This is a genomic window from bacterium (assembly GCA_040753555.1).
Lineage (GTDB): Bacteria > UBA9089 > UBA9088 > UBA9088 > UBA9088 > JBFLYE01.
Genome location: JBFMDZ010000225.1, coordinates 1 through 3,061, shown reverse-complemented (window position 1 = coordinate 3,061; position 3,061 = coordinate 1). Strand labels below are relative to the sequence as shown.

At 39.6% G+C, this 3,061-nt stretch carries 4 protein-coding genes; all 4 read right to left on the bottom strand.

Annotated elements, in window-relative coordinates; all coding sequences use genetic code 11:
- Nucleotides 1–244: hypothetical protein (locus AB1630_11670; GenBank protein MEW6104450.1), on the bottom strand; the 244-nt coding region annotated here is incomplete at its 3' end.
- Entirely contained in the window at nt 241–756 is a 516-nt protein-coding gene (locus AB1630_11665; protein MEW6104449.1) for a hypothetical protein, read from the bottom strand. The genes AB1630_11670 and AB1630_11665, both read right to left, overlap by 4 nt.
- Entirely contained in the window at nt 753–1,823 is a 1,071-nt protein-coding gene (locus AB1630_11660) for a hypothetical protein (protein MEW6104448.1), read from the bottom strand. The genes AB1630_11665 and AB1630_11660 overlap by 4 nt, the downstream gene beginning before the upstream one ends.
- Nucleotides 1,824–1,836: 13 nt before the next feature.
- Nucleotides 1,837–3,061: hypothetical protein (locus AB1630_11655; protein MEW6104447.1), on the bottom strand; the 1,225-nt coding region annotated here is incomplete at its 5' end.

Genomic DNA, 3,061 nt, shown 5'->3' with positions numbered 1-3,061 from the left:
CCAATGAGGTCTTGATAAATATCCTTTCTCCCTCTACCTTAAGTATTTCAATACCCATCCCTTCTATTTCTTCCTGATAGGCAATATCATCCTCTTTGCAGACTAAGCTTACCTTAATTTGCTCTTCTTTGTCTTTATTGATAAGCTCAGCCGAGGTATTTTCGCTAAGCTTTCCCTTGGGAAAGAAAGCCTCTAGATTGCTTAAAAATGCAAACAGGCTTAAGATTAAAAATATTTGCTTCATTGCTTTGCCTCCTCTAAATACGATGGCCAACCTCCATATACGCATTCTCCAGATAGCATTAGAGGTTCTTGCGTATTTATGCCAAAATATTCCGCTAAAAGGTGTCCAAAAGAATTCCCCAGTTGTAATAACTTAAGTCCACATGGATCTCCTTCCCCTAAGTAAAAACTTACAGGTACAATACTAATCTCACGAAATGGTTCAATTTTAAGAACTTCTGGATTATTTATCTTTACTTTCAACGCTATGCACTCAAAAATAAGACCATGCGGCGACCCACCAGCATATTCTACACTATACTCACCATCGAAAACTCGTTCTTTACCTTCTTTGCCTTTATCTACATGGAAAAAACCATTTTTTTCAAAGGTTATCCATATTCCACCTTCTGCCCGCCATGTACCAATTATATAGTCCTTTTTCTCGTTAGTAGTATCTTCTCTTTTTAACTGATAATGAGAACAACCAATAAGAATACTTCCAACAATTATAATCAGTACTAACCCTTTCATTTCTCCTCCTCTTCCTTGAAAATTGGTTTCCATTTATACTTTACTACATCCATACCTTCAGCATGAAATTGAAGGGCATAGATGTTGCCTGAAGGGTCGATAATGTAGCCAGTTCCTAAATGATGAGGTACTACGCTAGGTTGATTATGAAATCTAACCTGTGTAATAAAGTTTCCTTGAGGGTCATATTTGTATACTATTATATCAGAATTGATATAAAGCCCTTCCTTTAATACCAGGGGTTCATTTCTTCTGGCAAGCCCGCTGGCATAGATATTTCCTTTCCTGTCTACAAAATCTACCCTTAATCCAAATTTTAAGTCTTTGTAATCAGGAAAAGAAAGAGTAGGTGTTCCGGTAAGTTTCTGAGAAGTTTGTGTTGCTTTAATACTCGCAAGAATGAAACTTCGCATTACCTTTTTATTTGGAGAATAAGTTTCTATCCTTATTTCTTGTTCCTTTACTATAGATATTTCATCTGGGTCCAGTGCATAATCCGTGGTATAGCGAACCTTATACTCCCTTCCCTTTCCATCAATTAAGGGAAAGTCTTCAAAGCTTGGGATTTCGGCTATCTCTGGAGAACTGGCACGCAGAGATTTAAGTTTTTCCTCATCATACCCAAAGGGGTCATAGTTAATAACGCGAACAAACCTGCCTTGGTTGTCAAATTTAACTACCCCACCAAGTCCTCCAATTACATAGATATTACTTTGATTGTCTATTCTAAAGGATTGTGGATAAAATTCTGGACCCATGTCTTGTGTAACAAAAAGCAATTTTCCACTTTGGTCAAATTTCTTGATTTTACCATTTACACAATCTCCAATATAGATGTTTCCTTCTGAATCTAATAGAGGCTCTCCTAGAGGCCCATCTCCCAATCCCTCTCCCTCTCCTCTGGTGGGGTCCTCTGGAGCAATTCCAATCTGATTGCTTTCTGTTCCATACCCTAAGGTAAAAAGGATTTTAGGGATATAATCCATTTTTTGGCTCTTTTGGCCTTCACAAAACCCCTTGTTTGCCCCGATTATCAACATCGCCAAAATAAATGAAATTATCTTCATTTTACTTAACCTCCTATCTTAATCTTCTAATGGTATAGCCTTGATCAAGATAATCTATTCTAAGACGTTTACTTACTATTCTAACCTTATTACACCTATCAGGTGGTTCATTGGGTGGTTTACCGGTTGCTTCAATTACATCAATCCTATCACGATTGTTAGGGTCTATCCTATACACAGTAACCACATGACCAGAACGATCAGGGGTAGGTGTCCTATTAAGTATATCCCCTGGTTGGAGTTGAGCTTGTGTAATCGCATCAGAGACATTTGGTAAGCCACTTGTTGTCTGTCGCCAGGAACTCCAATTATACCCTGCAAACCTTGCTCCACAGGAAACAAGCCCAGAGCAATCTATGCCATAGCCCTCGTAAGGATTAGGATCCCCAACCCTGTTTCCTGTCCTTCCGCCAAACCAATGCCCGCCCCATTCATAGGGAATACCATTAGATGAGTAGAGGTCGGAATTACCTTCAGGATATTGTAAGTAAGCGGTAAGCCACCTAAGATACTGGGTAGCTCTATCAATATGGCCTTGAGGGGTATTGTTTTGCCTTACACTTATCCTTGTGGCATACTCACCAACTTTAGAGCTAACACTTTGTGTGCCTAATGTAATCTTTGTGCTATATCTTTTTGTCCCAAGAGCAAAGCTTGTTGTTGTCCCCCAACCTGTGATAAGTGTGCTGGTTAAGGTCTCATACCAATAATCGCGATTACTCTGATTGTATGGATTGCCTGTTCTGTGATACCAGACAGTCCAATTAAATGTTGGGGTTTGAAATGGACTTTGCCATTGATAGATTGTAGTGTTTGCTGGCAGAGAAGGAGGATTGGCAAATATACCCATCGCACCATCACTCCCTGCGATATACCAATATCCATCATTGTTTAAGGGAGCATCAGCATAGGTTCTTGTCCCCTGACCATCATTTGCCCATACCAAAGCCTTTATAGTAATCCTATCACTATCGTAGGGATAATGTCTAGTTGGGTCTGTATCATTGTGATAATATATCCCTATCTTATCCAGTAAAATCCTTGGTCCTTCTATTCCCAGGCTATAATTCCCCGACCCACTAGAGCTGTAATTAAATACCTTTATCCAGATGTAGCCACTTCTGGTTAATGTGCATTCATCTGGCCTTCCTCTTCCATAGGTTGACTGGGCAATAAGAGGACCGGCAGAGGATTGGTCTCCAGAGTAAACAAAGAGGTCATAATCAATGTGAGAATCC